Genomic DNA, 23,856 nt, shown 5'->3' with positions numbered 1-23,856 from the left:
GGGGAGACCAAGGACTTCAGCCCAGCTTGCCGGCCACGGCGGCCACCAGGGAACCCACGGTGGCGAAGGTCTGGCCGTCGATTTCATCGTCGTCGAAGACGATTTCGAAGCGCTCCTCCAGCGCCCCGATGATGCCCACCACCGCCATCGAATCCAGTTCGGGCACCGCGCCCAGCAGCGGGGTTTCCGCCGTCATCGACGCCGCCCGCCCCTGCAGGCTGAGCACGTCGTCGAGAATGGCGATTACTTCCTTGAACACGTCCAAAATCAATCTCCAGGCTGAAGACCGGTACTGTCTCCGCAGAACCGGGATTATATGTAAGCGGGAAGCCCGTTCTCGTGACAAAATGCGGTGGTCCAACACTCCGCCAACGTCATGACGCCTTCCCTGGATCGCCCTGCAGCCATCGTCGTGGGGCTTTGCGGCCACGGCCTCGGCATCGTCCGCGCGCTGCACCGCAACGGCGTTCCAGTCATCGCGCTGGAGGCGGACACCCGGCTTCCCGGGGTGCGCACCCGCTGCGCCAAAGTACGAATTGTGCCGGACATCAACCGCGAAGGGCTGATCGATTCACTCATTGCCCTCGCTGCAGAGCTTCCCGCCTCGCCCAAACCCGTGCTGCTGCTGACCAGCGACCGCATGGTGGAGACGGTGGGTCGCCATGTCGGCCGCATCCTGCCGCACTACAAACTGGCCTGGGGAGATGCCGCCGAGCGCTTGCTGCCCCTGTTGGGCAAGGACAGCATAGAGCGGCGCTGCCGCGAAACCGGACACAACTATCCCCGCACCGTGGTGCTGGAAGACCTGGAACGCATCGACGAGCACCTGGCCGGCCTGCGTTTCCCGGTGATCGCCAAGCCGACGCGGCCGGTGTCCGCCTTCAAGACGGTAGTGGCCGACAGCGCCGAGGCGCTGGCAGCCGCGCGCGGCCGCATCAGCGGCAGCCTGCCGGTGATCGTGCAGGAGTTCATTCCCGGCGGTGACGAAGCCATCCGCTTCGGCGCGCTCTATCTGGACCACGGCAAGCCGCTCGCCCGCTTCGAAGGCCGCAAGCTGCGCTCCCGGCCAATGGGCCATACCACGCTCGCGGTCTCCGCTGTGGACGACGACATTCACCGCCTCGCGCTGCGCTTCTTCGACGGGCTGGAGTTCTCCGGCCCGGTGTCGCTGGAGCTCAAGCAGGCACCGGACGGCACCCAGTGGGTCATCGAACCGACCGTGGGCCGCACCGACTTCTGGGCCGACCTCTGCGTCGCCAACGGCGTCAACCTGCCGCTGATCGAGTACTGCCACCAGGCCGGACTGCCGCTGCCCACCGCCATCCAGCAGGACCGCCGCGTGTGGATGAACGGCGAGCGCGACCCCGGCGCCCTGCTCTGGCTCGCCGCCCGCCAGCCGGGCTTCCTGCTCGCCCGCGGCGTGCGCGGCCTGTTCGCCAGCCTGTCCGATCCCCAGCCCTTCCTCCTCGCCCTCGGCCGCTTCCTCGGCGCCCTGCCGTTACGGGCCGCGCGCAAGGCCGGCCGGCTGGCCTTGCGCAGAGGCTGAGCCCCGAGCTTCCCCCATCCCTGAATGGGCGCGGCGGAGAAGGATGTCGCAAAAGCGGCATCCACATTCGTATAGACTTGCGCCCGCCATGTAGACAGCATGCCCCGCCCAAGACGCCGATGAACGCTACCTACCTGCTTCACCATCTCGTCGCCGATTCCGCCGCCCGCGCCCCCGAGCGCGTCGCGCTGACGGCCGCGGCGGAACACCTGCCCTACGCCGAACTCGCCGCCCGCATCGCCGCCTTCGCCGGCGGCCTGCTCGGGCTGCACCTGGACCGTGGCGAACGCGTCGGCATCTTCCTCGACAAGAGCATCGCCAACGTCGTCGCCACCTTCGGCACCAGCGCCGCCGGCGGCGTCTTCGTGCCGGTGAATCCCATCCTCAAGCCGGACCAGGTGGGCTACATCCTGCGCGACTGCAACGTCCGCGTCCTGGTGACCTCGCCGGAACGGCTGGATGCCCTCGCTTCCGTGCTGGCCGACTGCCACGACCTGCGCCACGTCGTGCTCACCGGCAATCCGGAAGCGCTGCCGGAAGTGGCCGGCGCCTCGGTGCATCGCTGGGACGACCTCGCCGGCAGCGCGCCGTCGGCCGGCCACCGCGTCATCGACACCGACATGGCGGCCATCCTCTACACCTCCGGCAGCACCGGCCGCCCGAAGGGCGTGGTGCTGTCCCACCGCAACATGGTCACCGGCGCCAAGAGCGTTGCCAGCTACCTGGAGAACTGCGCCGAGGACACCCTGCTGGCCGCGCTGCCGCTGTCCTTCGACGCCGGCTTCTCCCAGCTCACCACCGCCTTCCACAGCGGCGCCCGCGTGGTGCTGCTGAACTACCTGATGCCGCGCGACGTGCTCAACGCGGTCGTGCGCGAGCAGGTCACCGGCCTCACCGCGGTGCCGCCGCTGTGGATACAACTCGCCCAGCTGAAATGGCCAGAGACCGTCACCGGACATCTGCGCTACATCGCCAACACCGGCGGCCGCATGCCGCTGGAGACGCTGACCCGGCTGCGGGAACACTTCCCCCGCACCCGTCCCTTCCTGATGTACGGCCTCACCGAAGCCTTCCGCGCCACCTTCCTGCCGCCCGCCGAAGTCGACCGCCGGCCGGACTCCATCGGCAAAGCCATTCCCAACGCCGAGGTGATGGTGCTGCGCGAGGACGGCTCGCCCTGCGCGCCCAACGAGCCCGGCGAACTGGTGCAGCGCGGCGCGCTGGTGGCGATGGGCTACTGGAACGACGCCGAGAAGACCGCCGAGCGCTTCAAGCCGCTGCCGGGCAAGGCCCCCGGCCGCGAAGCCGGGCTGGTGCTGCCGGAGATCGCGGTGTTCTCCGGCGACACCGTGCGCATGGACGACGAGGGCTACCTCTACTTCATCGGCCGCCGCGACGAGATGATCAAGACCTCCGGCTACCGCGTCAGCCCCACAGAGGTCGAGGAAATCCTCTACGCCACCCGGCTGGTGGGCGAATGCGCTGCCTTCGGCGTCGCCCACGACACCCTGGGCCAGGCCATCCACGTGGTCGCCACGCCGCCGCAGGATGGCAGCCTGGAGCCGGCCGAACTGCTGGCCGCCTGCCGCGCCCGCATGCCGGCCTACATGGTGCCGGCGGCGATCACCGTCCACGCTGGCCCGCTGCCGCGCAACCCCAACGGCAAGATAGACCGCAAGGCCCTGTCCGCCACCTACGCTCCGGAATCCCGCGCATGAACGACGCCGTCCGCACGCCACCCCGCCACGCGCCGCGCAGCGGCTTCCCCGAGCGGGAAGGCCAGCTCACCGTCGGCGGCATCCCGCTGGCGCGCCTGGCCGACCGAGTCGGCCGCACGCCCTTCTACGCCTACGACCGCGGCCTGCTGGACGCCCGTGTCGCCGAACTGCGCGCCGCGCTGCCGCAGGCGATCAAGCTGCACTACGCCATCAAGGCCAACCCGATGCCGGCGGTGGTCGGCCATATGGCGCGACTGGTCGATGGGCTGGACGTCGCCTCCGGCGGCGAATTGAAGATCGCGCTGGACGCCGGCGGCGATCCGCGGGAAATCAGCTTCGCCGGCCCCGGCAAGCAGACCGCCGAGCTGCGCCAGGCCATCGCCGCCGGCATCCTGATCAACATCGAGTCCTTCCGCGAAGTGGACCAGCTGGCCGCGCTCTGCGCCGACACCGGCTGGCCGGCGCGGGTGGCCGTGCGGGTGAATCCGGACTTCGAACTGAAGAGCTCCGGCATGAAGATGGGCGGCGGCCCCAAGCAGTTCGGCGTGGACGCGGAGGAAGTGCCCGCCCTGCTCGCCGCCATTGGCAAGGCCGGCCTCGCCTTCGAAGGCTTCCACCTCTTCGCCGGCTCGCAGAACCTCAAGGCCGAGGCCATCGTCGAGGCCCAGTGCAAGTGCTACGAGCTGGCGCTGCGCCTGGCCGCCGATGCGCCTTCGCCGGTGCGCTTCCTCAACCTCGGCGGCGGCTTCGGCATTCCCTACTTCCCCGGCGAACAGGCGCTGGACCTGGCGCCGATCGCCGCCAACCTCACCCAGCTCGCCGAGCGGGCGGCGGCCGAGCTGCCGGAAGCCGAGCTGGTGATCGAGCTCGGTCGCTACCTGGTGGGCGAAGCCGGCGTCTATGTGAGCCGGGTGGTGGATCGCAAGGTGTCGCGCGGCCAGGTCTACCTGGTCACCGACGGCGGCCTGCACCACCACCTTTCCGCCTCCGGCAACTTCGGCCAGGTGATCCGCAAGAACTACCCGGTGGCCGTCGGCACCCGCAGCGCGGACGGCCCCACCGAGACCGTCTCGGTGGTCGGCCCGCTGTGCACCCCGCTGGACCTGCTGGCCGACCGCATGGAGCTGGCCTGCGCCGGCCCCGGCGACCTGATCGCTGTCTTCCAGTCCGGCGCCTACGGCGCCAGCGCCAGTCCGCAAGCCTTCCTCGGCCACCCGGCGGTGGTCGAGGTGCTGGTCTGAATCGCAGCGACCGATGAGCACGCCCGCGACCGCGCTCGCCCCGGAACCGCACACGGGCAGTTTCCGCGCCGCCGTCCAGCCCTTGATCGCAGGCCGCTGGCTGGATCTCCCGCTGTTCGCGCTGGCGCTGCTGGCGGCCTATGCCACGCCGCTGCTGACGCTGCGGCTCACCACCAGCTGGAGCGGGCCGCGCATGGCGGCGGTGGCCGGCGCCTGCACGCTGGTGTTCGCGGTGTTCGTGCTGTGGCTGGCGCGGCGCTTGCCGGCCTGCTCCGCCTGCCTGACAGAGCGCTGCACCCGCCTGTCCCTGCCTGCCATCCTGGCGCTGGGTCTGCTGCTGCGCCTGGGCTGGATGCTGCTCTTCCCCGCTGAGCCCGGTTCGGACGGCGCCATCTACACCGCCCTCGCCCGTCAGCTGGTCGAAGGCCAGCCCTACGAGATTTCCGGCACCAGCGCCTACTGGCCGGTGGGCTACCCGCTGTTCCTGGCCGCCTGGATGAGCATGCTGGGCACCGGCAAGGCCGCCTGGCTGGTCTCCAACCTGGTGCTTTTCGTCGTCGCCTGCTGGGGTGTGGGCCGGCTTGCCGGCCAGCTCGGCGGCACCGCGGCCGGCCGGCTGGCGGCGCTGCTGTTCGCCATCTGGCCGAATCTGCTCACCAACACCGCCACGCCCGAGAAGGAAATGGTGGTGGTCGCGCTGCTGCCCTGGGTATGCCTCGTCATCGTCGGCGCCCTGCGCGGCGCCGGCCGGAGCTGGCACGCCGTTCCGGCCGGCCTGATGCTGGGCGCCTGCGTGCTGGTGCAGCCGGCGCTGCAGTTCCTGCTGCCGACCTTCTGGATACTGCTGCTGGTCGGCCTGCGCCCCACCGCGCGGGCGCTGCTGCTGTGCCTGCTGCTCGGCCTGGGCGCCGCGCTGGCCATCGCGCCGTGGACGCTGCGCAACTACCAGGTGTTCGGCCAGTTCGTGCTCGTCTCCACCAATGGCGGCGACAACTTCTATCGCGCCAACAACCCGCAGGCCACTGGCGGCTACACCAAGCGCGGCGAGGTCGACCTCGGGAGCCTCGGCGAACTGGAGCGCGACCGTGAAGGCAAGCGCCTGGCGATGGAGTGGATCAAATCGGCCCCGGCGGACTTCGCCGCGCTGATCCCGGAAAAGCAGGCCCGCTTCATGGGCGACGATGCCGCCGGGGTCTACGGCACCTTCAAGGTAGGCGGCGCCAGCGATGACGACCGCCTGTACGCCGCGCTGAAAGCGCTGGCGAATGCCTGGTGGCTGGCGATGTGGGCGGTGCTGGTCGCCGCGGCGCTGGCCCTGCGCAATCGCGCGAATGCCTTCCCCGCGCTGGCAAGGCTGCCATTGTGGCTGTGGCTCTACCTCTTCACGCTGCACAGCGTGTTCGAGAGCGCCGGCAAGTACCACGTGCCCATGCTGTGGGTGCTGCCGGTGCTGCTGGGCAGCTACCTCGCGCACCTGGGCCGCCGGGACGCTCGTTGATGCTGCGCCGCCAGCTGTTCCGCTTCCTCGTCGTCGGCGGTGGCGCCACCGTGCTGCACTACGCCATCTACTTGGTATTGCTCCTGCTCGGGGTGACGCCGGTGGCGGCCAGCAGCACCGGCTTCATCATCAGTGCCGGCTTCAACTACCACCTCAACCGGCGCTACACCTTCGCCTCTCGCCGGCGGCATGCCGAGGCCCTGCCTCGCTTCGTCGCCACCGCGGCAGTGGGGCTGGCGCTCAATGCAGCCATCCTGGCCGGCCTCACCCAGCTCGGGCTGCATCCGGTCCCCGCCCAGTTCGGTGCCACCCTGGGCACGCTGGTCTGGAACTTCCTGCTGAACCGGCTGTGGACCTTCCGCGCCAGCTCGGCCTCCTCGTCCAGCAAGGAAAAAGCGCTGCAATGAGACTGTCCATCGTCGTCCCCTGCTACAACGAGGAAGCGGTCCTGCCCGAGACCGTCAAGCGCCTGGCCGAGCTGCTGGAGCGCCTGAGCAGCCAGGGCCGCATCGACGCCGACAGCCATGCGCTGCTGGTGGACGACGGCAGCAAGGACCGGACGTGGACGCTGATCGAGGAGTGCTCCGCCCAATCGAAATGGATACGCGGCATCAAGCTGTCGCGCAACCGCGGCCACCAGAACGCCTTGCTGGCCGGCCTCTTCCATGCCGACGGCGACGCCATGGTCAGCGTGGACGCCGACCTGCAGGACGACCTGGAAGCCATCGCCCAGATGGTGGATGCCCACCTCGCCGGCATGGACGTGGTCTATGGCGTGCGCCGTCGCCGCGAAACCGACACCTTCTTCAAGCGCGCCAGCGCCGAGGGCTACTACAAACTGCTGGCGCGCATGGGGGTGGAAATCGTCTTCAACCACGCCGACTACCGCCTGCTCAGCCGGCGCGCCGTCAGCGCGCTGCGCGAGTATGGCGAGAGCAACTTCTTCCTGCGCGGCATCATCCCGCAGCTGGGCTTTCCCTCCGCCACGGTGTATTACGACCGCGCCGAACGCTTCGCCGGCGAATCCAAGTACCCGCTGAGCAAGATGCTGGCCTTCGCCTGGCAGGGCATCACTTCCTTCTCGGCGGCACCGCTGCGCATGATCACAGGCCTTGGCCTGCTGATCTCGCTGGGCAGCTTCGCCATCTCCGCCTGGGCGCTGTGGGTGAAACTGTTCTCCGACCATGCGGTGCCCGGCTGGGCGTCCACCGTGGTGCCCATCTACCTGCTGGGCGGCGTGCAGCTGCTGTGTGTCGGCATCATCGGCGAGTACCTGGCCAAGATCTACCTGGAAACCAAGCAACGCCCGCGCTACTTCATCGAGAAGACCGCCGGCGAACCGCAACGTCCGCAATGAGCATCCGCCGTTCGCTGGGAATCAGCGCGTTCTCCCAGTTCTCCACCTTCGCGATCAATTTCGCCAGCGTCATCATCGTCTCGCGGCTGCTGACACCGAGCGAGATCGGCATCTTCTCGGTGGCCGCCTCCATCCTCGCCTTCGCCCACGTCTTCCGCGAATTCGGCGTCGGCCAGTTCCTGATCCAGGCCAAGGAGATCACCCGCGAACGGCTGCGCGCCGCCTTCACGGTGACGCTGGCCATCTCCTGGACCATCGCGCTGCTGCTGCTGCTGCTGCGCCATCCCGCCGCGGCCTTCTACGACAACGCGGGCGTGGCCGGCGTGCTCGGCCTCATCTCGATCAACTTCGTCATCCTGCCCTTCGGCTCGCCGCTGCTGTCCCTGCTGCGGCGGGAGCTGCAGTTCGACAAGATCGCCCTGGTCAACATCGTCAATGCGCTGGTGGCCAGCACGGTGACCGTCATCACCGCCTACCTGGGCGAGAGCTACCTGAGCATGGCCTGGGGCGCGATCGCCGGCAACGTCGCCAACGTGGTGCTGCTCAACTTCATCCGCCGCGGCCAGATCTTCATGCTGCCCACCACCCGCGGCCTGGGGGAAGTGGTGCGCTTCGGCTCCATGGCCAGCACTAGCTCGCTGCTCACCGAGCTGGGCTCCAGCGCGCCCGACCTCATCCTCGGCCGCACCCTGGGCTTCGCTGACGTGGCCTTCTTCAGCCGCGCCGACGCGCTGCGCAAGATGACGCTGGGCCAGCTCTTCGTGCTGGTACGCGGCGTCTATTTCCCCTCCTTCGCCAAGCGGGTGCGGGAGGGCGGCCATCCGGGCGAGATGTACTGCAGCTCCATGCCCTACATGATCGCCTTCACCGCGCCGGCGCTGGCGCTGCTGGCGCTGCTGGCGTCACCGCTGATCCTCTTCCTGTTCGGCCACCAGTGGGAAAGGGCGGCACCGCTCGCCTCCCTGCTGTGCGGCTTCGCGGTGCTGTCCACCTCCACCTCCATGGTCAGCACCTCGCTCACCGCCGTCGGCAAGGTCGACGTGGTCATGCGCGCCCAGCTGTGGCTGCAGGGCGTGCGCATGGCCGCGCTTGCATCTTCACTGTGGTGGCCGCTGGAAGGCGTGGTGCTGGCCTTCAGCCTGGCCTACGTCGTCGAGCTGCTGCTGTACTTCAAGGCGCTGAACGTGGTCTTCGACGTCAGCGCCGGCCAGCTGTGGCGGGCCACCCGCAGCTCCTACTACCTGGTGCTGTGGTCCCTCGCCGGGCCAGCGCTGGTGCTGGCCGCGGACGATTTCCTCGGACTGGCGCTGCCCGCGCTGTTCATCCTGTCCCTCTCCCTGCCGCTGGCAGCCGTGGGTTGGTTCATCGGCATCCAGATGCACGACCACCCGCTGAAATCGGAGCTGGGCCTGTTGCTGAGCCGGCTCAATCCGCGGGCGCGACGGTAAGCCTCTTATCACCATGCGGATCCTGTTTGCCACCACCCACACTTATCTGCCCCAGCGCGTCGGCGGCTCGGAAGCCTCCACCCACGACCTGGCAAAGGAGATGCTGGCCCAGGGGCACGAGCCGGCGGTGCTGTGCGGCCTGAGCACTGGCGACAGCACCTGGCTGCGCAACCGCGTCATCAAGGGGATTTCCCGCAAGCACTTCCCGGCCGACACCTTCCGTCCCTACCGGGTCTTCCGTGGCTATGAGGTCGGTGCCGCGGCGATACACGAGGTAGCAGCCAGCTTCAAACCGGATGCCGCCGTCGTGCAGGCCGGGCATCCAGTGCCGCTGGCCCGCGCATTGGTCGCCGCCGGCATACCGACACTGCTCTATTTTCGCGACGTGGTCTTCGACCGCCTGGGTGGAGAAATCCAGAGTCACCCTCTGCTCCGCTTCGTCGCCAACTCCCGTTTCACCGCGGCCGAGGTGGAGCGGAGCTTCAATGTCAAGGCAGAGGTCATCCCGCCACTCGTACACTCGACCGCCTATGCCACGACCAGACGGCCACGCTACGCCCTTTTCATCAACCCGGTAGCATCCAAGGGACTGGAGACGGTACTCGAACTGGCCAAGCGCAATCCGGACATTCCCTTCCTGTTGCTGGAGAGCTGGCCACTGGGTGACGAGGCAAGACGCAGTCTCACCAGACAAAGCGCCACCCTGGCAAACGTGGAGCTACGTCGACCCACATTGGATATGAAAAATGTCTACCATGGCGCCCGTCTGCTGCTGGTACCCAGCCGATCGCCCGAAGCCTGGGGTCGGGTTGCCACGGAAGCGCAGTTCAGCGGTATCCCGGTGTTGGCGAGCAAAATCGGCGGCCTGCCCGAGAGCGTTGGTCATGGCGGCCTGCTCGTCCCACCCTCCGCCGGCATCGACGCGTGGCACCAGGCTCTCCGGCGCATCTGGGACAATCCGGAGCAGGAGCAAGCGCTATCCCGCGCAGCCACCGAGTACGCCGCCCGCGCCGAAATCCGCCCGGAAAGGCTGATCGCTGACCTTCTTTCCGTGCTGGGGCAGATCCAGCCTTTACCCCCGCCGCCCTCAACGCCCAAGGTGTAGACATGGAGCTGTACTGGTATGAATCCAATCCCACCAACGTGGGCGACGCCCTGAACGTATGGCTGTGGCCCAAGGTACTGCCCGCCCTGGCACAGACCTCCCAGGCAGGAACCCTGTACGGTATCGGCTCCATCCTGGACAAGCGCCTCAACACCCCCGGCCCCAAGTACGTGCTTGGCAGCGGGGCCCGGCAGCATCAGCACGGCATCGCCCCTGAAACAGACCTCCACTGCTACGCGGTGCGCGGTCCGCTCACCGCGCGCGCGCTGGAGCTTGCGCCTCGGTACGCGACCATAGATCCGGCTGCACTGATCGTGCGGCACTACCAGGCAGAACGCGGTGCGGCGGATGCCATAGGCTTCGTTCCCTATTTCACGTCACCGCACGGTATCTGGCGACAGATCGCCGAGGGACTCGGCATGCGCTACATCTCGCCGCACCTGGACGTGAGGACCTTTCTCGACGAGCTGTCCCACTGCAGCTTCGTCATCACCGAGGCCATGCACGGCGCCATTCTCGCGGATGCTCTGCGCGTCCCCTGGTTCCCCATCTGCGCCCATAACGCCGGCCACGAGGGGGAAACCAACACCTTCAAGTGGACGGATTGGTGCCAGTCGGTGGACCTGGCGTTCCAGCCTGAGCGCATTCCGCCCATCTGGCCTGCCACTGGCATGGTGGCGAGCGCCCGCGGCTACCTCAAGCGCAAACTCATCGAGCAGCGCCTGCGCGCCATTGCCGGCGGCAAGCGCCGCTTCCTCTCTTCCTCGCAGGTGTTCGACAGCAAGCTGGCCCAGCTGGAGGACGCCGTCGGCGAATTCAACCAACTCTTGAGCCGGACCGCCGCGTGATCCAGCAGCCCCTGAAGAAACGCATCCTCTTCCTCTCCCCCGCCATCCCCAGCGCCACCGGCTCCGGCTGGGAGAAGCGCGCCTGGTCGCACCTGCAGGCGCTGTCCGCCGAGGCGGAGGTCGACCTGGTGCTATGCCTGCTGCCCGCCCAGCGCCGCGCCACCGACCCCCGGACACTGCAGACGGCGGCGGCGCTGTGCCGCCATGTCGCCGTGCTGCCGATACGCCCTTCCGCCCGCCGCGCCGCCGGCCGCCTGCCAGGGCTGACGCTGCTGCGCCGGCTGCCGCTGTTCCCCGGCCCCTTGTACGACATCGAGAACGACACCACCGACAGCCTGCTGCCGCCCACGGCCTACGACCTCGCCTTCTGCTTCCGCCTGCGCAGCCACGCCCTGCTGGATGAAGTCGGCCGGCGCGCCGGCCTGCGTTGGCTGCGCCGTTTCGTGGACCTGGACGACATCGAGTCCCAGGTGCTGTGGCGCGAGTTCCTCGCCCGCCGGGGCGACTTCGGCCTGGAGCGCTGGCTGCTGATCCTGGCAGACGCGGCCAGCGCCCGCGCCAGCGAGCGCGACGCGCTGCAGCGCGCCGACGCGGTGGGCGTGTGTTCAAGCGTGGATGCGGCCAAGCTCGCCAGGCGGCGCACGAAGGCGGCGATCAGCATCCTGCCCAACTCCTTTCCCGCCCTCCCCCAACTGCCGGAGGCGCTGCAGGACGGCCCCGCCCGGCTGCTCTTTCTCGGCACCCTGTCGTTCAAGCCGAACGAGGACGCCATCCTCTATTTCTGCGCCGAGATCCTGCCGCTGCTGCGGCAGCGCTGCGGCCAGCCCTTCACGGTAGACGTGGTCGGCCGCGGACCTTCACCGCAGGTACTGGCGCTGGCCCAGTTGCCGGAGGTCACCGTCACCGCCGGCGTGGAGCGGGTCGAGCCCTGCTACGAGGCGGCGGACGTGGTGCTGGTCCCCATCCGCTACGGCGGCGGTACCCGCATCAAGATCCTGGAGGCGCTGGCCCTTGGCCGCGCGGTGGTTTCCACCACCATAGGCGCCGAAGGCCTGGACCTGCGGCCGGGCGTAGACCTGCTCATCGCCGACACGCCAGCGGATTTCGCCGAGGCGTGCATCCGCCTGCTCAAGGACGAGCCCCTGCGGGCCCGCATCGCCGCCAGCGGCCGCGCCCGCTTCCTGGAAACCTATGAAGCCGGGCAGGTGCAAAAAAACATGATGAAGGCGTTATCCTCGCTGATGGCGCAATGATCACCACAGAATCCAAGGAGGCCCGCTTGCCTGCGACCATCGCCGGAATGCTCTCGCGCTCCGCTCCCCCGCAGTACCCCGCCCCGGCCGAAGGGCTTGCCATCACCGAACTCGGCCACGGCTTTCTCGGCCACGCAGCCGGCGCCGCCGCACTGTCCCGCGACGGCGAGGCCGCCTGCCTGGCCTGGGGCACACCGCGCTTCGACGACGCAGCCCTGCAACAACTGGCTGAACAGCAAGGCATTGCCGCGGCCTGGCTGGCAGCCTTCCGCACCCACGGCGCGCAGGCCGCGGCCCATGTAGGCGGCCGCTTCGCCGTCGCCCTGGCCGATGGCCAGACCCTGCACCTGGCGGTAGACCGTTTCGGCACCTACCCCCTGTGCTACGCGGCCGATACCGAGCGCTGCGCCTTCGCCAACCGGGCGGAGGCGGTACCCGGCGAGCGCCGCGAGGTCGACCCGCAGGCCATCTTCGACTACCTCTACTTCCACGTCATTCCCGCGCCGCGCACCATCTTCCAGGGCGTGCAGCGGCTGCCCGCCGCCCATGTACTGAGCTGGCGCGGCGGCGTGCAGGAGGTCGTGCCTTACTGGACGCCCCGCTTCGCCCCGGATCCCCACCGCGACCTGGAAGCGAGCAAGGCGGAGTTCCTCGACATCGTCGAACGCTCGGTAGCGCGCGAGGCCGCCCACGGCACCATCGGCGCCTTCCTCTCCGGCGGCACCGACAGCTCCACCGTCTCCGGCATGCTGTGCAAGGTCTTCGGCAAGCCGGCGCAGACCTACTCCATAGGCTTCGACGCCAGCGGCTACGACGAGATGGAGTACGCCCGCCTTGCTTCCCGCCACTTCGGCACCGAGCACCACGAGTACTACGTGACGCCGGACGACCTGCTGGAAGCCATTCCCAAGGTCGCCGCCCACTACGACCAGCCCTTCGGCAACTCCTCCGGTGCGCCGGCCTGGGTCTGCGTGCGCCGCGCCCACGCCGACGGCATCACTCACATGCTGGCCGGCGACGGCGGCGACGAACTCTTCGGCGGCAACGCCCGCTACGCCAAGCAGAAGGTGTTCGGCCTCTACGAGCGCGTGCCCGGCCTGGTCCGCCGCGGCCTGCTGGAGCCGGTGCTCGGCCTGCCCGGCATGGGCGGCCTGACGCTGACGCGCAAGGCGGCGAGCTATGTCGAACAGGCCAAGGTGCCGCTGCCCGACCGGCTGGAGATGTACAACCTGCTGCTGCGGCTGGGCTTCGACACCGTGTTCGAGCCGAGCTTCCTCTCCCGCGTGGCCACCGACGCCCCGCTGCAGGCCCAGCGCCGCACCTGGGAACGCAGCGCCGGCGCCTCGCTGCTGGACCGCATGCTGGCCTTCGACTGGAAATACACCCTGGCGGACAACGACCTGCCCAAGGTCATCGGCACCGCCGACCTGGCCGGCGTGTCGGTCTCCTTCCCCCTGCTGGCCGACGAGCTGATCGCCTTCTCGCTGACCCTGCCCGAGGAATGGAAGCTGCGCGGCCAGACGCTGCGCTGGTTCTTCAAGGAAGCGCTGCGCGGCTTCCTGCCGGACGAAATCATCAGCAAGAAGAAGCATGGCTTCGGCCTGCCCTTCGGCGTCTGGGCCGGCCGCCACGACGGCCTGCGCGACCTGACACGGGACGCGCTGAACGGCCTCAAGCAGCGCGGCATCGTGCAGCCCGCCTTCATCGACGACCTGGTGGGCCGCCTGCTGCCCTCGCACCCCGGCTACTACGGCGAAATGGTGTGGGTCCTGGTGGTGCTGGAGCTGTGGCTGCGTGCCCATGCGCCGGAGTACGGCCTGTGAGCGGTCCACTGGCCCGTGCCCGCGCGCTGGTCGCCGCCAACTACGGCACCCCGCGCGGCTGGGTGCGCTACCTGCTCGGCCAGTGGGACGGCATCGCCGGTCCGCCGGCGCGCTTCCGCCAGCTCCAGCCGGCGGCGATACGCCGGCTGGTGTTCGTCTGCCTGGGCAACATCAACCGCAGCGCCTTCGCCTGCGCGGTGGCCGGCCGCGAAGCGGTGAGCTGCTGCTCCATCGGCCTGTCCACCACCAGCGGCGCCCCCGCTACACCGGAGGCCATCGCCACCGCGGCCGAACTGGGCTATGCGCTGGATAGCCACCAGGCCACCAACCTGGCGGATTTCGAGGCGGGCGAAGGCGACCTCTACGTCGTCATGGAGCTGCGCCACGCCCAGCGCCTCGCCGCCCGCGGCATTCCGGCCGGGAACATTGTGCTGCTGGGCCACTGGGCACGGCCGCTGCGCTATCACATCCACGATCCGCACACCCTGTCGCCCGAGTACTTCCGCAGCTGCTTCGCGGTGATCCAGCCGGCGGTGCTGCACCTGATACGCGAACTGCGGCTGGCCGCCAGCCCCTGCACCCGGCGATGAATGTCTACCTGACCTTCGACATCGAGGTCTGGTGCGGCAGCTGGCAGGAGCTGGACGCGCGCTTTCCGCCGGCCTTCGAACGCTACATCCACGGCCGCTCCGCCGCCGGCGAGTACGCCCTGCCGAAAACGCTGGAGATCCTGAACCGCCACGGCCTGCGTGGCGTGTTCTTCGTCGAGCCACTGTTCTCCGCCCGCTTCGGCTCCGCCTGGCTGGAGCGGATCTGTCAGCTGATCCGGAACGCCGGCCAGGAAATCCAGCTGCATCTGCACCCGGAATGGACCGATGAGATCCGCCCGCCGGTCTTCCCCGACAAGCCGCTGAAAAAGCGCCAGCACCTGATCCATTACGACCGCGCCGAGCAGACCCGGCTGGTCGCGCTCGGCCGCGAACTGCTGGAAGCCGCCGCCGGCACGGCGGTCAGTGCCTTCCGCGCCGGCAGCTTCGCCGCCAACCGCGACACCCTGGCCGCCCTGGCCGCGAACGGCATCGCGGTGGATAGCAGCCTCAATGCCGCCTACCCGCTATCCGGCGAAGATCTGCGCGGCGAGCTGGACCTGGAGACGCCGCAGCGCTGGAACGGCGTGGAGCTGGCGCCGATGAGCATCTTCCACGATGGGCTGGGCAAGCTGCGCCACGCCCAGATCGGCGCCTGCAGCTTTGCCGAGCTGCGCCAGGCGATGGACGACGCCCAGGCCCAGGGCCGCGGCCAGTTCGTCATCCTGTCGCACAACTTCGAACTGCTGCGCAGCGGCACCAGCCTGCCGGATGCGGTGGTGGTACGCCGCTTCGAGGCCCTGTGCCGCCATCTCGCCGCCCACCGCGAGCGGCTGCCGACCCGCGGCTTCGCCGACTATGCGCCGCCACGCACTGCCACACGGCTGGCGCCGCCCCGGGTCGGCAAGTTCGCCACCCTCACCCGTTACGCGGAGCAGGCCCTGCGCCGGCTGCCGCCCGCCCTCAGTCCCCTGCGATGAACTCTCCGCCGCCTGCCGCCACCAGCAACGCCCATCCGCCCTGCCTGGTGCTGGGCATCGAAAGCCAGATCGGCGTCGCCGTGGTGCGCGAGCTCGGCCGGGCCGGCGTGCGCGTCATCGGCCTCGCCAGCCGGCCGAACTCGGTGGGGCTGTCCTCCCGCTACCTGGAGCGCGGCATCGTCGTCGGGCCGAAGCGGGATGCGCAGCTGATAGCCACCCTGCACCGCCTCGGCGAGGAGCTGGGTGACGCGGTGCTGCTGGCCGTCTCCGAGGCCGACCTCAGCTGGCTGATCGCCCACCGCGACCAGCTCGGCCGCATCCGCGCCATCGCGCCGCCGGAAGACGCCTTCCGCCGCGTGCTGGACAAGCGGCTGACGCTGGAAACCGCCGCCGGCCTGGGCCTGCACGTACCCCGCGGCTTCTCCGCCGCCACGCTGGACGAATGGCATGCGGCCGCCGCCCAGGTGCGCTACCCGGCGGTGGTGAAGTGGGCCGACCCGATCACCGCCATCCCGGTACTGCGCGCCCATGGCATCGCCTGGGAGAAGCTGGAGTACGCGCGGGATGAGGCCGCGCTGCGGCGCATCGGCGAGCGCTTCCAGGCCGCCGGCATCTGGCCGCTGATCCAGGAATACTGCCCCGGCCGTGGCCTGGGCCAGTTCTTCTACCTGCACAAGGGCGAGGTGTTGCGCCGCTTCCAGCATCTGCGCATCGCCGAGTGGCCGCCCGAAGGCGGCTTCTCCAGCGTGTGCGACGCGGTGCCACTATCGCGCCACCGGGAATTGCAGGAGCAATCCATCGCGCTGCTGAAGGCCATAGGCTGGGAAGGCTGCGCGATGGTGGAGTACCGGCTGGACGAAGCCACCGGCGACGCGGTGCTGATGGAGATCAACGGCCGTTTCTGGGGCAGCTTCCCGCTGGCGGTGCATGCCGGTGCCGGCTTCGCCCTGCTGGCCTACCAGGTGCAAGGCTGCGGCGTGGTCCCGGCGCTGCCGGCGGTACGGGAAGATCTGCGCTGCCGCATGGTGAGCACCGAGGTGAAGCGGCTGGTGAGGCTGCTGCTGCAACCCGGCCGCATCGCCGACCCCTTCTTCCGCCGTCAGCCGCTGCAGGAAGTGCGGCGATTCTTCACCGACTTCCTGCGCCCGCGGGTGCGCTACTACCTGTGGCGCAGCGACGACGCCGGCCCCTTCTTCGCCGACCTGCGCAACTACGCGCTACGCCTGCTGCGGCGCTGAACGCGGGTCGCCAGGCCGCGGCAGGCGGTCGCCGAAGAACAGCTTCACCCCGAACAGCGTACGCATCTTGGGCGGCGGCGGCTCCCGCTCCCAGGCCTTGGTCGCCACCCAGTAGCGGGCGGCCGCCACCAGCGCCATCAGGTTGTAGGGGAAATCGAAGTAGGACAGGCTGAGGAAGGTGCCCCCCACCAGGAAGCCGATGATGGACACCTCGGCCATCGCCCCCAGCTGCACGCACCAGGCCGCCTCCGGATGGCCGGCGGCGTTCTTGCGCAGCCAGCGGGCACTGTGCAGCGTCGCCAGCCACAAGGAGACGTAGATGAAGAGGCCGGGGAAGCCGTGCTCGGCCAGCATCGAGAAGTAGATGCTGTGCGCCGCCACCAGGTGTTCCGGATCCGGTGCGTAGAGGCCGAAGGTGAGCGGCGTATAGGCGCGGAAACCGGCGCCGAAGAAATTGTCCTTCGCCAGGTTGAAGGCCATCCACCAGGCGTTGATCCGGCCCATCGCGGACTGATCCTGCTCGTAGGTCTGCATGGTGTGCATCCGCGCCCACCATTCCTCCGGCATCATCATCAGCACGCCCGCCGCCACCATGATCAGGACGATGCCGGTGGCGGCCTTGTTCTTGCCGCGCCACCACAGCAGCAGCGCCATGGCGGTGATCGCCAGCAGCGCGCCACGGGAGTGGGAGCCGATGGCCGAGGCGGCGCACAGCACCATCGCCAGCGTCATCGCCCGCCGTGGCCACTTGCCTTCCAGCGTGGTCTGCAGGAAGCGCAGCAGCGGGATGCTCATGATCAGCGCCACCGCCAGGTGGTTGTTGTCCCAGATGTAGGAGCCGTAGGGCCCCCAGACGCGGAAGCTGCCGCCGGTGGCGATGGTGAAGATGCCGCCCTTGATGCCGTAGAAGGCCAGCGACAGCACGAACACCCAGCAGAACAGGATCATCTCGCGCTTGGTGCGCACCAGCATCAGCGCCACCAGCACCATGATGTCGATCTTCATCACCTTCTCGAGCTGGATGGAACTGCCGGCCGGATCGAAGGCGAAGAGGGTGGTCAGCAACATCCACAGCATCAGCAGCAGCATGACGCGCGGCGGGGTGTTGATGAAGGGCTGGCGCTTTTCCCGCGTCATCATCAGGCCGACCAGGGTGCAGGCGCCGATCAGCATGGCGATGGGCATTTCGCGCGCGAAACCGTAGGCCAGCCGGTGCGGGTTCATGATGCTGACCCAGGTCCACAGCAGGATGCCGACGTAGGGGTGGCGCAGCGCGATCACCGAGCCCGGCACCACGATCAGCATCAGCAGTATGTCGCGCATCGCGGGTACTCGCTTCGGTTCAGGCCAGGCAGGTGGCGTAGGCGGCCTGGTAGGCGGCCACGCTGCGGCGCCAGGTGCGCTCGCTCTCGACGAAGCGGCGGCCGGCGGCGCGCAGCTCCGGCCACGCAGTCTGGCGCTGCAGCGCGTCCAGCACCGCCGCGGCCAGCGCCTCGGCGCTGCCGGCGCGGAACAGCAGACCGGTGTCGCCGTGGCGGATCAGTTCTTTGTGGCCGCCGACGTCGGAGGCGACGAAGATGCGCCCCTGCGCCATCGCTTCCAGCGGCTTCAGCGGCGTCACCAACTCGGTGAGGCGCATGGAGTGGCGCGGATAGACCAGCAGGTCGATGAGGTCGTAGTAGCGGCTGACCTCGGCATGCGGCACCCGGCCGGTGAAGATCACATGATCGGCCAGGCCGAGGCTGGCAGCCTGGGCCTTGAGGTTCGCCTCCTGCGGCCCGCCGCCGACCAGCAGCACCCGCAGGTCCGGCCGCGCCGCCACCAACGCCGGCAGCGCTGCCAGCAGCAGGTCCAGGCCTTCATAGGCGTAGAAGGAGCCGACGAAGCCGATCACCGTCCGGCCTTCCAGGCCAAGCTTTTCCTTCAGCGCCGTATCCGGATCGCCGGAGAGCTGGAAGGACTCCACGTCCACCGCGTTCGGGATCACCGTGACCTTGCTGGCCGGGATGCCGCGGGCGACGATGTCCGCGCGCAGCCCTTCGCAGATGGTGAAGGCGTGGTCCACCCGCTTCAGCGCCCAGGTTTCCATCGCCCGTGTGAGCCGGTAGCGCAGGCTGCCTTCGCGGGTGGTGCCGTGATCCACCGCGGCGTCCTCCCAGAAGGCGCGGATCTCGTACACCACCGGGATGCCCGCGCTGCGGCCGGCGCGCAGCGCGGGAATGGCGTTCAGCACCGGCGAATGGGCATGGATCAGATCCGGCTTCAGCTCGCGCCCCAGCTCGGCAATGCGCGTCTCCAGGATGCGCATCAGCTGCAACTCCCCCACCACCGGCAGCGTGCTGGTCGGCCGCTCGGTGCAGCGGTAGAAGCGCAGGCCATCCACCTCCTGCACCGGCTCGGCGACCTGGCCCTGCTTGGGCGAGGTGAGGTGGAAGGTTTCCCAGCCCAGCGCGCGCTGTTCGCGCAGGATGGCAGCGCTGCGGAAGGTGTAGCCGCTGTGCAGCGGAATGGAATGATCGAATACGTGCAGGACTCGCATGGGAATTCCGTATCAGGCGGCGCGCCGGACTTCGGCCGCCTGGCCGCTGTTGCGCAGGAAGGCTTCGAACATGACCAGCGACCACAGGCGCGCGCTGTAATCGCGGGCGCCGGACTGGTGGGCATCAAGCAGATGCTGCAGGTAGCGGCGCTCGAAGAAACCGGTGGCGGCGAGCGTGTCGCCCAGCACCGCTTCGCGCACCCTGTCCTTCAGCGGACCGCGGAACCAGCGCGCCAGCGGCACGGCGAAGCCCATCTTGCGCCGGTAGAGCACGTCGTTCGGCAGCATGGGCTCCAGCGCCTTCTTGAACAGGAACTTGCCTTCGTTGCCCTTGATCTTGAGGCCGGAGGGCAGCGTCGCCAGCCATTCGACCAGTTCGTGGTCCATCAGCGGCTCGCGGGTTTCCAGCGAGTGGGCCATGCTGGCGCGGTCCACCTTGGTGTTGATGTCGTCCACCAGGTAGGTTTTGGTGTCGATGTACTGCACCAGCGCCACCGGATCGTCGGTGCCGGCACGCGCCGCGTGCTGCTGGAACACTTCGATGGCGCGGTAGCCGCCGAGGCTGTTGCGGAAGGAAGGCGTGAACAGCCGGCGGCGCATGTCGTCGTTCATGATGGCGACGGCGTGGAAATAGGCCTGCACCGAATCCCGCGCCAGCGCCTGGAAGGTGGTCTTGGCGCGGAACATCCGCGGCGCCCAGTCCGCCTTGGGGTAGAGCCGGCCGAGCAGGCCGAATACCGGCCGGCGCACCCCGTGCGGCAACGCGCCGCGCAGGCGCTCCTCCATCGCATGCAGGCGGTAGCGGCGGTAGCCGGCGAAGCTCTCGTCGCCGCCATCGCCGGACAGGGCGACGGTGACGCGCTTGCGCGCCAGCTGGCAGACGCGCCAGGTGGGCATGGCGGAGCTGTCGGCGTAGGGCTCGTCGTAGAGCGCGGCCAGCTTGTCGAGCAGATCGAAGTCGTCCGACTTCACCGTCTCGACGTAGTGGTTGGTGCCATAGCGCTCGGCGACCATGCGCGCGTATTCGGACTCGTTGAAAGCGGGGTCGTCGAAGGCGATGGAGCAGGTGTTGACCGGCGCATCCGACAGGCCGGCCATGGTCGCCACCACCGCGCTGGAGTCCACGCCGCCGGAGAGGAAGGCGCCCAGCGGCACCTCGGAGATCATGCGCAGCTTCACCGAGGCCCGCAGCCGCTCCACCAGCTCCTCGGTGGCGTCGGCCAGCGACAGCTTGTTGTCCAGGGTAAAGCGCACATCCCAGTAGGCGCGCGGCGCCGGCATCGGCTGGCCGCGTACCAGCCGCAGGGTTTCGGCGGCGCCCAGCTTGCGCGCGCCGGTGTAGATGGTGCGCGGCTCCGGGATGTAGCCGTAGGCGAAGTAGTCCTCCACCGCCAGCGGATCGATCTCCCGCGCCAGCCCCGGATGCTGCATCAGCACCTTGAGCTCGGAGCCGAAGACAAAGGTGCCGTCGGGCAGCAGCGCGTAGTAGAGCGGCTTCACGCCCAGGCGGTCGCGGCCGAGGAAGAGGGTGTCCTGCTTGCGGTCCCACAGGGCGAAGGCGAACATGCCGCGGAAGCGCCGCACGCAATCCTCGCCCCAGGCCTCCCAGGCGTGCACGATCACCTCGGTGTCGCTGCGGGTATGGAAAACGTGGCCGAGGGCCTCCAGCTCGGGCACCAGTTCCTGGTAGTTGTAGATCTCGCCGTTGAACACCACCGCCACCGAGCCATCCTCGTTGAACAGTGGCTGCTGGCCGGTGGAAAGGTCGATGATGGACAGGCGGCGGTGAGCCAGTGCCACCCCCGGCTCGAAATGGAAGCCGCCTTCGTCCGGGCCACGGTGGAACTGCACATCGTTCATCCGCTGCACCAGGGCGCGGTCGAACTCAGGTTTGTCGCGTAGATGGAAAAGTCCGGCAATCCCGCACATGGAACATCCTTTCTATTGTTGAAGCACGGGCAGCGGATGCCCCGCATCGTCGAGCAGGCGCGCATAGAGGTCGGCGTAGCGGCCGACCATGCCTTCCAGGCTGAAGCCCTCCTCCACCCGCCGCCGGCTGGCCAGCCCCTGCGACTGCGCCAGTGCCGGCTGCGTCACGTAGGCAGCCATGGCATCGGCCAGCGCCCGCGGATCGCTGGGCGGCACCAGCGCGCCGGTTTCGCCGGCAACGACCAGCTCGCCACTGCCACCGACATCGGTCGCCACCACCGGCAGGGCGCAAGCCATGGCTTCGAGGATGGTGTTGGAGATGCCCTCGGCACGCGACGGCAGCACGAAGACGTCCAGCTGGCGCATGAGATCGGCAACGTCGGAACGCTCGCCGGCCAGCCAGACCTGGCCACCGACGCCCAGCCGGGCGATCTCCGCCTCGACCGCGCCCCGCAGCGGACCATCGCCGACGATGGCCAGGCGCAGGTCCTGCCGCAGCGGGAAACGCGCCGCCAGCAGCCCGAAGGCGCGCACCAGGTTGAGCTGGTCCTTGACTTCCTGCAGGCGCCCCACCGTGCCGAAAACGAAATCGCGGCCGGCTGCGTAGGGGAAGCCGGCCGCCACCTCGCCATCATTGCCCCGAGGCCGGAAGCGCTGGGTATCCACCCCGTTGCAGATGCGGCTGGCTCGGGCCGCCGGCACGCCGATGCGGCCCTGCAAGTAGCTGGAGATGTGTCCGGACAGGGCGATGTAATGCGTGACAAAGGGGCGGTAAATGCGCCGCAGGAACTGGAACTTGCGCCGGGTGCCGTCCGGGTCGCGCGCATCCCAGCCATGCTCGCCGTGGATGCGCACCGGCACGCCCGCGGCCCAGGCCGGCACCACCGTTTCCAGCGCGGCGAGGTTGCGGGTGTGCACCACCGCCGGCCGCAACTGCCGGAACAGCCGAAACAGCTGCGGATAGATCTGGAAGCCGTGGCCTGCCGGCTTGTGCAGCGAGATGAACGTCACATCCGCCCGCGTCACCCGGGCGCAGAAGGCGGGATCACACTCGCTCAGCGCCACCACCGTGTGGCGGAAACGGCCGTGGTCCATGTGATTGAGCAGATTCACCACGCCGTTCTCCAGCCCGCCGACGCGGAAACCGTAGACGACGTGCACCACCAGCGGACGCGAATCCTGCAGCCTCACCGGGGAATCTCCACCGCGTCCAGGCTGCGCTCGAGCGCGGGCCGATGCGCCTCGATGAAGGCCAGCGCCCGCTTGCGTGCCAACTCCGGCGCTTCCGTCGCATTCACCAGCACCACGACCACAGCCGAATCGTCCGGCCGGCCGAAGCTGCGGTCCAGCGCCAGGAAAGCCTTGGCGAGGTAATCGCTGGTTACCACCCGCTCGTCCATCCGGTACCAGTGCCAGGCATCCAACCGCAACACCCCATTGGTGATCTGCCCGTGATTGGCCTTGCCGCCCTGCGGCAGTTCGGCAACGTCACTCCTGAGGATGCGCCAGCCCGGCCGATCCGCTCCGAGCAGGCCGTTGCCCCAGGTCACCATCTCGTGCCCACGCTGCTGGCGTGCGTAATAGGCCACATACAGCAACACATCACCGCCGTCCTCGCCCCGGTATATCGCCGACGCCTCGCCGCGCTGGCCGTGATAGCTGGGCGTGAACACCGGCTGCTCAGCCGGCATCCGCTGCCAACCGGGCGCAGCCTCCGGCAGTTCCAGCGCCACCGAGAATGCCGGCACCGGCGCCTCCAGGCTGCGCAGCAGCAACGGAAAGGCTGCAGTGATCGCCAGGAAAGGCAGGCAGGCCAGCCAGTAGCGCGCCGCCTGCGGCGCCGGCATGACTGTGGCGACGGCCGGCGCCGCCAGCTCTTCCTCCCGCCAGTAGCTGCCGATCCAGAACATCAGGAAGACGACGATGCCGAAGAACACCCAGCCATAGACGATGTGGATGAAACCCTCGACCGCCTCGTTGCCGAACAGGTAACCCACCATCACTGTGATGTAGGCGCGCACCCAGTTCGCCACGATGGGCACCACCAGTGCCACGCCCATGAAGGCCAGACGCCGGGACAAGCGGTTGTAGTTCAGATAGGCGTACAGCGCCCCGACCATGAGCGAGGCGATCAGGTAACGCACCCCGCTGCAGGCCTCCACCACCGACCAGCGACCATTGGGGATGACGAAGTACAGCCCTTCCTGATAGACCGGGATGCCGGAAAGCCGCAGCGCCGCGACGGCGAAATCCGCGGTGTGCTGCATCATCACCGGCAGCAGGAACTCGCCGATGGGCACGCCGAAGAACAGGAAGGCGAGCGGAAACAGCAACAGGGCGGCGAGCCGGCGCCCCAGCATGACCACGCAGCCGGTCACCACCATGGCGACGAACATGAAGTGCGCCGCGCCGGCCACACTGCCAAGCTCGGCAATCAACCAACCCAGCCCCAGCGGCAAAGCGAGCAAGCCCGTCGCGGCCCAGGCACTGGGCCTGGAGCCGGCGAGCCATTCCCGGCGGCGCCAGACCAGCCAGCCGAACACCGGTAACACGATCAAACCGTGGGCGAAGGTATCCGAACGCCACCAGATCCCGGCGATCTCGGTCGCCGTCCCCCAGTACCAGGTGACCAGCCAGGCGAGCACGAAGGCGATGGCTCCAGCCACCCAGGCCAGCGAGCGGGAGGCCTCCGCACCAGTCAGCATCTGTTCATCCAGCGGAGGCAGCGGTATATCCCGTTTCATTG

20 protein-coding genes are annotated in these 23,856 nt (G+C 68.8%); 14 read left to right on the top strand and 6 right to left on the bottom strand.

Annotated features, from left to right (window positions below):
* Window positions 1-16 precede the first annotated feature (16 nt).
* On the bottom strand, window positions 17-259 hold the full coding sequence (locus C7389_RS06865; RefSeq protein WP_342773495.1) for an acyl carrier protein: 243 nt from the start codon (window positions 257-259) through the stop codon (window positions 17-19).
* A gap of 117 nt (window positions 260-376) precedes the next feature.
* Here C7389_RS06865 and C7389_RS06860 point away from each other — a divergent pair, with 117 nt between their 5' ends.
* The 14 genes from C7389_RS06860 (at window position 377) to C7389_RS06795 (ending at window position 16,642) form a co-directional block, all read left to right on the top strand.
* Entirely contained in the window at window positions 377-1,546 is a 1,170-nt protein-coding gene (locus C7389_RS06860; protein WP_133589676.1) for a carboxylate--amine ligase, read from the top strand.
* 119 nt (window positions 1,547-1,665) lie between these two features.
* Window positions 1,666-3,264, top strand: coding sequence for an acyl-CoA ligase (AMP-forming), exosortase A system-associated (locus C7389_RS06855; protein ID WP_133589674.1), 1,599 nt, complete (start codon window positions 1,666-1,668; stop codon window positions 3,262-3,264).
* Entirely contained in the window at window positions 3,261-4,505 is a 1,245-nt protein-coding gene (locus tag C7389_RS06850) for a pyridoxal-dependent decarboxylase, exosortase A system-associated (protein WP_133589672.1), read from the top strand. The genes C7389_RS06855 and C7389_RS06850 overlap by 4 nt, the downstream gene beginning before the upstream one ends.
* Before the next feature lie 13 nt (window positions 4,506-4,518).
* Entirely contained in the window at window positions 4,519-6,003 is a 1,485-nt protein-coding gene (locus C7389_RS06845) for a glycosyltransferase family 39 protein (RefSeq protein WP_133589670.1), read from the top strand.
* Window positions 6,003-6,410 carry a GtrA family protein gene (locus C7389_RS06840; protein ID WP_133589668.1) on the top strand — a complete coding sequence of 136 codons (408 nt, stop codon included), beginning with the start codon at window positions 6,003-6,005 and terminating at the stop codon, window positions 6,408-6,410. The genes C7389_RS06845 and C7389_RS06840 overlap by 1 nt, the downstream gene beginning before the upstream one ends.
* Entirely contained in the window at window positions 6,407-7,360 is a 954-nt protein-coding gene (locus tag C7389_RS06835) for a glycosyltransferase family 2 protein (RefSeq protein ID WP_133589666.1), read from the top strand. Before C7389_RS06840 ends, C7389_RS06835 begins: the two co-directional genes overlap by 4 nt.
* Window positions 7,357-8,808: an oligosaccharide flippase family protein gene (locus C7389_RS06830; RefSeq protein ID WP_133589664.1), complete on the top strand. Its 1,452-nt coding sequence runs from the start codon at window positions 7,357-7,359 to the stop codon at window positions 8,806-8,808. The genes C7389_RS06835 and C7389_RS06830 overlap by 4 nt, the downstream gene beginning before the upstream one ends.
* A 13-nt stretch (window positions 8,809-8,821) precedes the next feature.
* Window positions 8,822-9,913 (top strand): glycosyltransferase, encoded by a 1,092-nt coding sequence (locus C7389_RS06825; RefSeq protein ID WP_133589662.1) that lies wholly within the window; start codon window positions 8,822-8,824, stop codon window positions 9,911-9,913.
* 2 nt (window positions 9,914-9,915) lie between these two features.
* Window positions 9,916-10,761, top strand: a complete 846-nt coding sequence (locus C7389_RS06820; protein WP_133589660.1) for a polysaccharide pyruvyl transferase family protein — start codon at window positions 9,916-9,918, stop codon at window positions 10,759-10,761.
* Entirely contained in the window at window positions 10,758-12,014 is a 1,257-nt protein-coding gene (locus tag C7389_RS06815) for a glycosyltransferase (RefSeq protein ID WP_162851689.1), read from the top strand. The genes C7389_RS06820 and C7389_RS06815 overlap by 4 nt, the downstream gene beginning before the upstream one ends.
* Window positions 12,011-13,837 carry an asparagine synthetase B family protein gene (locus C7389_RS06810; RefSeq protein WP_246034662.1) on the top strand — a complete coding sequence of 609 codons (1,827 nt, stop codon included), beginning with the start codon at window positions 12,011-12,013 and terminating at the stop codon, window positions 13,835-13,837. The genes C7389_RS06815 and C7389_RS06810 overlap by 4 nt, the downstream gene beginning before the upstream one ends.
* Window positions 13,834-14,427 carry an arsenate-mycothiol transferase ArsC gene (locus C7389_RS06805; RefSeq protein ID WP_162851688.1) on the top strand — a complete coding sequence of 198 codons (594 nt, stop codon included), beginning with the start codon at window positions 13,834-13,836 and terminating at the stop codon, window positions 14,425-14,427. Before C7389_RS06810 ends, C7389_RS06805 begins: the two co-directional genes overlap by 4 nt.
* Window positions 14,424-15,404 carry a polysaccharide deacetylase family protein gene (locus C7389_RS06800; RefSeq protein ID WP_133589654.1) on the top strand — a complete coding sequence of 327 codons (981 nt, stop codon included), beginning with the start codon at window positions 14,424-14,426 and terminating at the stop codon, window positions 15,402-15,404. The genes C7389_RS06805 and C7389_RS06800 overlap by 4 nt, the downstream gene beginning before the upstream one ends.
* On the top strand, window positions 15,401-16,642 hold the full coding sequence (locus tag C7389_RS06795) for a carboxylate--amine ligase (protein WP_133589652.1): 1,242 nt from the start codon (window positions 15,401-15,403) through the stop codon (window positions 16,640-16,642). The genes C7389_RS06800 and C7389_RS06795 overlap by 4 nt, the downstream gene beginning before the upstream one ends.
* Here C7389_RS06795 and C7389_RS06790 read toward each other — a convergent pair.
* Genes C7389_RS06790 through xrtA form a run of 5 tightly spaced genes read right to left on the bottom strand, consistent with a single transcriptional unit; the run spans window position 16,622 to window position 23,854 of the window.
* Window positions 16,622-17,965, bottom strand: a complete 1,344-nt coding sequence (locus C7389_RS06790; protein WP_133589650.1) for a putative O-glycosylation ligase, exosortase A system-associated — start codon at window positions 17,963-17,965, stop codon at window positions 16,622-16,624. The two genes, C7389_RS06795 and C7389_RS06790, sit on opposite strands and share 21 nt — an antisense overlap.
* A gap of 19 nt (window positions 17,966-17,984) precedes the next feature.
* On the bottom strand, window positions 17,985-19,181 hold the full coding sequence (locus C7389_RS06785) for a TIGR04063 family PEP-CTERM/XrtA system glycosyltransferase (RefSeq protein ID WP_133589648.1): 1,197 nt from the start codon (window positions 19,179-19,181) through the stop codon (window positions 17,985-17,987).
* A gap of 12 nt (window positions 19,182-19,193) precedes the next feature.
* The gene (locus C7389_RS06780; RefSeq protein WP_133589646.1) at window positions 19,194-21,110 is read right to left on the bottom strand and encodes an XrtA/PEP-CTERM system amidotransferase; all 1,917 of its coding nucleotides are present in this window, start codon (window positions 21,108-21,110) and stop codon (window positions 19,194-19,196) included.
* Window positions 21,111-21,122: 12 nt separating this feature from the next.
* Entirely contained in the window at window positions 21,123-22,295 is a 1,173-nt protein-coding gene (locus C7389_RS06775; protein WP_133589833.1) for a TIGR03088 family PEP-CTERM/XrtA system glycosyltransferase, read from the bottom strand.
* Between the two features lie 2 nt (window positions 22,296-22,297).
* Window positions 22,298-23,854, bottom strand: a complete 1,557-nt coding sequence (gene xrtA / locus C7389_RS06770; RefSeq protein WP_246034661.1) for an exosortase A — start codon at window positions 23,852-23,854, stop codon at window positions 22,298-22,300.
* Between the last annotated feature and the right edge of the window lie 2 nt (window positions 23,855-23,856).

Source organism: Azoarcus indigens, from assembly GCF_004361735.1.
Taxonomy (GTDB): domain Bacteria; phylum Pseudomonadota; class Gammaproteobacteria; order Burkholderiales; family Rhodocyclaceae; genus Azoarcus; species Azoarcus indigens.
Note: the sequence above shows the minus strand (reverse complement) of the source record. Positions and strands in the feature narration are given on the sequence as shown.

Coding starts and splice junctions, on each gene's coding strand:
- C7389_RS06860 (WP_133589676.1), top strand. CDS start 377: ATGACGCCTTCCCTGGATCGCCCTGCAGCCATCGTCGTGGGGCTTTGC.
- C7389_RS06855 (WP_133589674.1), top strand. CDS start 1,666: ATGAACGCTACCTACCTGCTTCACCATCTCGTCGCCGATTCCGCCGCC.
- C7389_RS06850 (WP_133589672.1), top strand. CDS start 3,261: ATGAACGACGCCGTCCGCACGCCACCCCGCCACGCGCCGCGCAGCGGC.
- C7389_RS06845 (WP_133589670.1), top strand. CDS start 4,519: ATGAGCACGCCCGCGACCGCGCTCGCCCCGGAACCGCACACGGGCAGT.
- C7389_RS06840 (WP_133589668.1), top strand. CDS start 6,003: ATGCTGCGCCGCCAGCTGTTCCGCTTCCTCGTCGTCGGCGGTGGCGCC.
- C7389_RS06835 (WP_133589666.1), top strand. CDS start 6,407: ATGAGACTGTCCATCGTCGTCCCCTGCTACAACGAGGAAGCGGTCCTG.
- C7389_RS06830 (WP_133589664.1), top strand. CDS start 7,357: ATGAGCATCCGCCGTTCGCTGGGAATCAGCGCGTTCTCCCAGTTCTCC.
- C7389_RS06825 (WP_133589662.1), top strand. CDS start 8,822: ATGCGGATCCTGTTTGCCACCACCCACACTTATCTGCCCCAGCGCGTC.
- C7389_RS06820 (WP_133589660.1), top strand. CDS start 9,916: ATGGAGCTGTACTGGTATGAATCCAATCCCACCAACGTGGGCGACGCC.
- C7389_RS06810 (WP_246034662.1), top strand. CDS start 12,011: ATGATCACCACAGAATCCAAGGAGGCCCGCTTGCCTGCGACCATCGCC.
- C7389_RS06800 (WP_133589654.1), top strand. CDS start 14,424: ATGAATGTCTACCTGACCTTCGACATCGAGGTCTGGTGCGGCAGCTGG.
- C7389_RS06795 (WP_133589652.1), top strand. CDS start 15,401: ATGAACTCTCCGCCGCCTGCCGCCACCAGCAACGCCCATCCGCCCTGC.
- C7389_RS06790 (WP_133589650.1), bottom strand. CDS start 17,965: ATGCGCGACATACTGCTGATGCTGATCGTGGTGCCGGGCTCGGTGATC.
- C7389_RS06785 (WP_133589648.1), bottom strand. CDS start 19,181: ATGCGAGTCCTGCACGTATTCGATCATTCCATTCCGCTGCACAGCGGC.
- C7389_RS06780 (WP_133589646.1), bottom strand. CDS start 21,110: ATGTGCGGGATTGCCGGACTTTTCCATCTACGCGACAAACCTGAGTTC.
- xrtA (WP_246034661.1), bottom strand. CDS start 23,854: ATGAAACGGGATATACCGCTGCCTCCGCTGGATGAACAGATGCTGACT.